The sequence below is a fragment of the Pseudomonas sp. AG1028 genome, assembly GCF_007993955.1.
GTDB lineage: Bacteria > Pseudomonadota > Gammaproteobacteria > Pseudomonadales > Pseudomonadaceae > Aquipseudomonas > Aquipseudomonas straminea.
In genome coordinates, this window is sequence record NZ_VIVP01000022.1 from 1 (window position 1) to 5,439 (window position 5,439).

Annotated in this window: 2 tRNA genes and 3 rRNA genes; all 5 read right to left on the reverse strand. The window is 51.5% G+C overall.

From position 1 onward, the window contains the following. Positions 1 to 19: 19 nt before the first annotated feature. Positions 20 to 135 (reverse strand): 5S ribosomal RNA (gene rrf / locus FB481_RS23045). 137 nt (positions 136 to 272) lie between these two features. Next, positions 273 to 3,164, reverse strand: a 23S ribosomal RNA gene (locus tag FB481_RS23050). 259 nt (positions 3,165 to 3,423) lie between these two features. Beyond that, a tRNA-Ala gene (locus FB481_RS23055) sits at positions 3,424 to 3,499 on the reverse strand. A gap of 19 nt (positions 3,500 to 3,518) precedes the next feature. Further along, positions 3,519 to 3,595 (reverse strand) — tRNA-Ile (locus FB481_RS23060). 85 nt (positions 3,596 to 3,680) lie between these two features. Beyond that, a 16S ribosomal RNA gene (locus FB481_RS23065) occupies positions 3,681 to 5,216 on the reverse strand. Together the 16S, 23S and 5S rRNA genes with 2 tRNA genes alongside form the textbook arrangement of a ribosomal RNA operon. Between the last annotated feature and the right edge of the window lie 223 nt (positions 5,217 to 5,439).

Here is a 5,439-nt window from a genome sequence, read left to right on the forward strand (position 1 = left end):
TCTGGGGTTTCTTATAGAAGCTTGACGATGACCTACTCTCACATGGAGAAGCTCCACACTACCATCGGCGATGCGTCGTTTCACTACTGAGTTCGGGATGGGATCAGGTGGTTCCAACGCTCTATGGTCGTCAAGCAAACTGGTTGCTGCTTCGGGGTTTAGCCGCTGCAGCGAATTGGGTATGTGATGTCAGTTGGTATTACGTGTTCTCGCAAATCTTCGGCATTACTGTCGACTTCAACCGTCTAACAGCCAAATTGTTTGGGTGTTATATGGTCAAGCCTCACGGGCAATTAGTACTGGTTAGCTCAACGCCTCACAACGCTTACACACCCAGCCTATCAACGTCGTAGTCTTCGACGGCCCTTTAGGGAACTCAAGGTTCCAGTGAGATCTCATCTTGAGGCAAGTTTCCCGCTTAGATGCTTTCAGCGGTTATCTTTCCCGAACATAGCTACCCGGCAATGCCACTGGCGTGACAACCGGAACACCAGAGGTTCGTCCACTCCGGTCCTCTCGTACTAGGAGCAGCCCCTCTCAAATCTCAAACGTCCACGGCAGATAGGGACCGAACTGTCTCACGACGTTCTAAACCCAGCTCGCGTACCACTTTAAATGGCGAACAGCCATACCCTTGGGACCGGCTTCAGCCCCAGGATGTGATGAGCCGACATCGAGGTGCCAAACACCGCCGTCGATATGAACTCTTGGGCGGTATCAGCCTGTTATCCCCGGAGTACCTTTTATCCGTTGAGCGATGGCCCTTCCATACAGAACCACCGGATCACTAAGACCTACTTTCGTACCTGCTCGACGTGTCTGTCTCGCAGTCAAGCGCGCTTTTGCCTTTATACTCTACGACCGATTTCCGACCGGTCTGAGCGCACCTTCGTACTCCTCCGTTACTCTTTAGGAGGAGACCGCCCCAGTCAAACTACCCACCATACACTGTCCTCGATCCGGATAACGGACCAGAGTTAGAACCTCAAGGTTGCCAGGGTGGTATTTCAAGGATGGCTCCATGAGAACTGGCGTCCCCACTTCAAAGCCTCCCACCTATCCTACACAAGCAAGCTCAAAGTCCAGTGCAAAGCTATAGTAAAGGTTCACGGGGTCTTTCCGTCTAGCCGCGGATACACTGCATCTTCACAGCGATTTCAATTTCACTGAGTCTCGGGTGGAGACAGCGCCGCCATCGTTACGCCATTCGTGCAGGTCGGAACTTACCCGACAAGGAATTTCGCTACCTTAGGACCGTTATAGTTACGGCCGCCGTTTACCGGGGCTTCGATCAAGAGCTTCGCGTTAGCTAACCCCATCAATTAACCTTCCGGCACCGGGCAGGCGTCACACCCTATACGTCCACTTTCGTGTTTGCAGAGTGCTGTGTTTTTAATAAACAGTCGCAGCGGCCTGGTATCTTCGACCGGCATGTGCTTACGGGGTAAACCCTTCACACTCACCGGCGCACCTTCTCCCGAAGTTACGGTGCCATTTTGCCTAGTTCCTTCACCCGAGTTCTCTCAAGCGCCTTGGTATTCTCTACCTAACCACCTGTGTCGGTTTGGGGTACGGTTCCTAATTACCTGAAGCTTAGAAGCTTTTCCTGGAAGCATGGCATCAACCACTTCATCGTCCTAAAGGACAACTCGTCATCAGCTCTCGGCCTTGATCTCCCGGATTTACCTAAGAAATCAGCCTACCACCTTAAACACGGACAACCAACGCCGTGCTGGCCTAGCCTTCTCCGTCCCTCCATCGCAGTAATTAGAAGTACGGGAATATTAACCCGTTTCCCATCGACTACGCATTTCTGCCTCGCCTTAGGGGCCGACTCACCCTGCGTCGATTAACGTTGCGCAGGAAACCTTGGTCTTTCGGCGTGCGAGTTTTTCACTCGCATTGTCGTTACTCATGTCAGCATTCGCACTTCTGATACCTCCAGCAAGCTTCTCAACTCACCTTCACAGGCTTACAGAACGCTCCTCTACCGCTCAACTTACGTTGAACCCGTAGCTTCGGTGTATGGTTTGAGCCCCGTTACATCTTCCGCGCAGGCCGACTCGACTAGTGAGCTATTACGCTTTCTTTAAAGGATGGCTGCTTCTAAGCCAACCTCCTAGCTGTCTAAGCCTTCCCACATCGTTTCCCACTTAACCATAACTTTGGGACCTTAGCTGACGGTCTGGGTTGTTTCCCTTTTCACGACGGACGTTAGCACCCGCCGTGTGTCTCCCGTGCTGACACTTGCTGGTATTCGGAGTTTGCATCGGTTTGGTAAGTCGGGATGACCCCCTAGCCGAAACAGTGCTCTACCCCCAGCAGTGATACACGAGGCGCTACCTAAATAGCTTTCGAGGAGAACCAGCTATCTCCGAGCTTGATTAGCCTTTCACTCCGATCCACAGGTCATCCGCTAACTTTTCAACGGTAGTCGGTTCGGTCCTCCAGTCAGTGTTACCTAACCTTCAACCTGCCCATGGATAGATCGCCCGGTTTCGGGTCTATACCCAGCGACTAAACGCCCTATTAAGACTCGCTTTCGCTACGCCTCCCCTATTCGGTTAAGCTCGCCACTGAATATAAGTCGCTGACCCATTATACAAAAGGTACGCAGTCACCCAACAAAGTAGGCTCCCACTGCTTGTACGCATACGGTTTCAGGTTCTATTTCACTCCCCTCTCCGGGGTTCTTTTCGCCTTTCCCTCACGGTACTGGTTCACTATCGGTCAGTCAGTAGTATTTAGCCTTGGAGGATGGTCCCCCCATATTCAGACAAAGTTTCTCGTGCTCCGTCCTACTCGATTTCATTGATAAGAGCATTTCGTGTACGGGGCTATCACCCACTACGGCGGCACTTTCCAGAGCCTTCCACTACACTCTAATCAACTTAAGGGCTAGTCCCCGTTCGCTCGCCACTACTAAGGGAATCTCGGTTGATTTCTTTTCCTCAGGGTACTTAGATGTTTCAGTTCCCCTGGTTCGCCTCATGCACCTATGTATTCAGTGCATGATACCCAGCTTATGCTAGGTGGGTTCCCCCATTCAGAGATCTCTGGATCACAGTCTGTTTGCCGACTCCCCAAAGCTTATCGCAGGCTACAACGTCTTTCATCGCCTCTGACTGCCAAGGCATCCACCGTATGCGCTTCTTCACTTGACCATATAACCCCAAGCAATCTGGTTACTGTCTATAACGTGAAGACGACATTCGCCGAAAATTTGCACTTGAGAACAACGCAAATTTTACCTTGACCAGATTAATTACCAGTGAAAGTAATCAATCAGTCACTTCTATCACATACCCAAATTTTTAAAGAACGATGTTTCGACTGGTCAAAGACCAGAAATCAACATTCACTCTGCCATCGCAGGAATGCTCATTTCTGAACTCTTACTCGTTAACGACTGCAACCAGAAAGTGGTGGAGCCAAGCGGGATCGAACCGCTGACCTCCTGCGTGCAAGGCAGGCGCTCTCCCAGCTGAGCTATGGCCCCGTATCATCTGCACCTGAATTGGTAGGTCTGGGCAGATTTGAACTGCCGACCTCACCCTTATCAGGGGTGCGCTCTAACCAACTGAGCTACAGACCTATAACAGGGTCGCGTTACAGCATCGTCTTCTACAATGAATCAAGCAATTCGTGTGGGAGCTTATGAATAAGCTGCGATCTTCGATTAAGGAGGTGATCCAGCCGCAGGTTCCCCTACGGCTACCTTGTTACGACTTCACCCCAGTCATGAATCACACCGTGGTAACCGTCCTCCCGAAGGTTAGACTAGCTACTTCTGGTGCAACCCACTCCCATGGTGTGACGGGCGGTGTGTACAAGGCCCGGGAACGTATTCACCGTGACATTCTGATTCACGATTACTAGCGATTCCGACTTCACGCAGTCGAGTTGCAGACTGCGATCCGGACTACGATCGGTTTTATGGGATTAGCTCCACCTCGCGGCTTGGCAACCCTTTGTACCGACCATTGTAGCACGTGTGTAGCCCTGGCCGTAAGGGCCATGATGACTTGACGTCATCCCCACCTTCCTCCGGTTTGTCACCGGCAGTCTCCTTAGAGTTCCCACCCGAGGTGCTGGTAACTAAGGACAAGGGTTGCGCTCGTTACGGGACTTAACCCAACATCTCACGACACGAGCTGACGACAGCCATGCAGCACCTGTGTCTGAGTTCCCGAAGGCACCAATCCATCTCTGGAAAGTTCTCAGCATGTCAAGGCCAGGTAAGGTTCTTCGCGTTGCTTCGAATTAAACCACATGCTCCACCGCTTGTGCGGGCCCCCGTCAATTCATTTGAGTTTTAACCTTGCGGCCGTACTCCCCAGGCGGTCAACTTAATGCGTTAGCTGCGCCACTAAAATCTCAAGGATTCCAACGGCTAGTTGACATCGTTTACGGCGTGGACTACCAGGGTATCTAATCCTGTTTGCTCCCCACGCTTTCGCACCTCAGTGTCAGTATCAGTCCAGGTGGTCGCCTTCGCCACTGGTGTTCCTTCCTATATCTACGCATTTCACCGCTACACAGGAAATTCCACCACCCTCTACCGTACTCTAGCTTGCCAGTTTTGGATGCAGTTCCCAGGTTGAGCCCGGGGCTTTCACATCCAACTTAACAAACCACCTACGCGCGCTTTACGCCCAGTAATTCCGATTAACGCTTGCACCCTCTGTATTACCGCGGCTGCTGGCACAGAGTTAGCCGGTGCTTATTCTGTCGGTAACGTCAAAATTGCAGAGTATTAATCTACAACCCTTCCTCCCAACTTAAAGTGCTTTACAATCCGAAGACCTTCTTCACACACGCGGCATGGCTGGATCAGGCTTTCGCCCATTGTCCAATATTCCCCACTGCTGCCTCCCGTAGGAGTCTGGACCGTGTCTCAGTTCCAGTGTGACTGATCATCCTCTCAGACCAGTTACGGATCGTCGCCTTGGTGAGCCATTACCTCACCAACAAGCTAATCCGACCTAGGCTCATCTATTAGCGCAAGGCCCGAAGGTCCCCTGCTTTCTCCCGTAGGACGTATGCGGTATTAGCGTTCCTTTCGAAACGTTGTCCCCCACTAATAGGCAGATTCCTAGGCATTACTCACCCGTCCGCCGCTGAATCAGGGAGCAAGCTCCCCTCAACCGCTCGACTTGCATGTGTTAGGCCTGCCGCCAGCGTTCAATCTGAGCCATGATCAAACTCTTCAGTTCAATACTGCTTGGGTTTTGAGAAAACCCTAAACTTGGCTCAGCAATCGCAAAAAACTCTCGAATTCACGAGTGTTACTTGTGATGCTGATAATCTTGCGATCAGTCAGTCTTAACTCACAAGCACCCACACGAATTGCTTGATTCAGTTGTTAAAGAACGTTTGGCTGAAGCTTTCGTCTCAACCGAGGCGCGCATCTTACAGCACCCTCATTTGCTGTCAAGC